This window comes from Sulfoacidibacillus thermotolerans, assembly GCF_003144315.1.
In the GTDB taxonomy this organism is placed as follows: domain Bacteria; phylum Bacillota; class Bacilli; order Alicyclobacillales; family SLC66; genus Sulfoacidibacillus; species Sulfoacidibacillus thermotolerans.
The window spans coordinates 1-2646 of sequence record NZ_MPDK01000064.1 but is presented as its reverse complement, the minus strand read 5'-3'; the positions used below and the strand labels follow the sequence as shown (position 1 = coordinate 2646).

The window sequence follows — 2646 nt, the reverse complement described above, 5'->3', positions numbered from 1 at the left end:
TAATAATGCGGCTGTGGCTTACACTAAAGCAAAGTAAGCTGCCGCAAGGGCAACCCCTGCTTATCCAGCGAAAGTGGCTGCTGGGGTAGCAATGGACGCATCCGAAGCGAGTGCAGTTGAGTCCGCTACTTCGGCTGGTAAATCGCAGACCGCAGCTAATGCAGCTAAGGCAAGCGAAACGGTTGCGACACAGAAAGCAGCTTCTGCCTCCACGTCTGAAACTAATGCGGCAGCATCCGCTCAGACTGCAATCGATAAAGCTGGTGAGTCCGCCGCTAGTGCTACCGCAGCTAAAGCAAGCGAAACTAATGCTAAGGCTTCAGAAAGTAATGCTGGTGCATCAGCTGGAAGATCTGAGTCTGCTGCTTTACGCTCAGAAGCTGCTGCTCAACGTGCGGAAGACATTGCTGATGCAATTGGTCTTGAAGATGCGTCCTTGACTACTAAAGGTATCGTTCGTCTTAGCAATGATACTAACAGCACTGCTGAAAACCTAGCAGCTACACCAAAGGCTGTTAAAACAGTCATGGATGTCGCTAATACTAAAGCTCCATCAAGTAGTCCTGTTTTAACTGGTGTACCAACGGCACCAACTCCAGCACCTGAAGTTAATAACAATCAAATTGCCACAACTCAGTTTGTACACCAGATTATAAGTGCACTGATTGGTGATGCACCAGACGCGTTAAACACTCTGAAGGAGTTATCCGATGCTCTTGGTGGTGATCCGAATTTTGCAACGACGATAACCACACTTATTAACAGCAAGTTGGCCAAAGATCAGAACGGGGCTGACATTCCTAATAAGCAACTGTTCATTGATAACGTTGGTCTACGCGAAACTGTTAACTTAGCTCTTAGTGCATTGCAGAAGAACCAGAACGGTGCGGATATACCAGACAAGGGTCGCTTCCTGAGTAACATTAATGCTGCCAGCAGGACGGACATGGCTGCTAAGAAAGGGATGAAATATACTGTGGTCAATGCCCCAGCGGGAGTCCAGGAAGGTAAATATTATCCATTAGTGGTACAAAGGAACGAAGCTCAGGCAAGCAGAATTAACATTCGCACTCCAAGCCGCACTGGAAATCACAGAATGAACAACTGTGAATTTAGCGGTTTTGTCATGTCTGGTGGTTGGACGGACCGAGGACTTTATGCCTATGGTATGTTCTGGTCTTATACATCAACTGAACGTGCTATTCATTCTCTTTTGATGAGTAACAAAGGGGATACAGTAAACAGTGTATTCTACATAGAAGGTGGAGCTTTTCCTGTAGAGGTATTTCTAGAAGAAGGTTTATCCGTTTTAGCACCTTCTTCAGATTATACTGTTGCTGAAACGACTTATAAATTTGGTGCAACGGACCCTTATTCTGAATCAGTTGCAGTAGATTTAATTTTAGATTTTAAACAAGGTAAAGGGTTATATAGTTCGCACGCACTTATCACAAATAAAGATATTAGTGGTAATAAAATTTACGCCAACGGTGAAATCGTAGCTCGTGGTGAAAATCAGATCCGTATGATTGGTGGGGACTACGGTGCGTTTTGGCGGAACGATGGTGCCAACACCTATCTTCTCTTTACTGCTAAAGGCGATCAATACGGTAGTTGGAACAATCTAAGACCATTTATGATTGATAACGCTACTGGTGAGTTTACCATTGGTACTAAATTGAACGCCGGTCAAGGTGTGAATGGTAACGCGTCCAGTGCTACTAAGTTACAAACTGCGCGTAAAATTGGTGGCGCCTCATTCGACGGTACTGCTGACGTCAATCTTCCAGGCGTTAACATTCAGGGTAATCAGAACACAACTGGTAACGCTGCAACTGCCACCAAACTACAGACAGCACGTAGGATTGCCAATGTGCTTTTTGATGGTAGTGGAGATATATCAATTCCACCTAGAAACGTGAATGCGTTTGCGTTAGGACAAACAGGTATTATTAATGTAGAAGATGATATAGACAATAACAGCGTCCCATGGAACGCTATATCTGGTGTCTATAACCATATGAGAAAGAGCAGCTCGGATCTTGTAGTGCATTACTATCAAAATGCTACCTCCTCAACACCTTCTTTGCAGATAAGAGCTACGTATAGGAATGGTGGTCTTTGGTATCGTACATCGCGTGATGGTTATGGTTTCGAACAAGATTGGGACCAAATTTATACTAAAAAGAATCCACCTCCGGTCGGTGAAACTTTACCTGTAGGTGTTCCATTACCGTGGCCTACAGATACACCTCCGTCCGGTTATATTGTGATGCAGGGTCAGCCTTTTGATAAAGCTGCGTATCCTCAATTGGCTGCTGCATACCCGTCGGGCGTACTCCCGGACATGCGTGGTCAAACAATCAAAGGTAAGCCAGCAAGTGGTCGTGACGTACTTTCTACAGAAGCTGACGGTGTGAAATCCCATACCCACACTGCGTCTACTGCATCTGTTGATCTTGGAAGCAAAACAACTTCCAGCTTTGATTATGGTACTAAAGGGACAAGTAGTTTCGATTACGGTACTAAAACGAGTAATAATACTGGTGCGCATACGCATCTGTCCCTTATACACATCGGACGGTGCCGACCAAAAAAGCGGTGTAGAACTAGATGGTCACCGTACTTTAAAAAAAAAACAACAAA

1 protein-coding gene is annotated in these 2646 nt (G+C 44.7%); it reads left to right on the top strand.

Annotation, left to right across the window (positions count from 1 at the left end; translation table 11 throughout):
* Positions 1-91: 91 nt before the first annotated feature.
* Positions 92-2646: phage tail protein (locus BM613_RS15620; protein ID WP_109431819.1), on the top strand; the 2555-nt coding region annotated here is incomplete at its 3' end.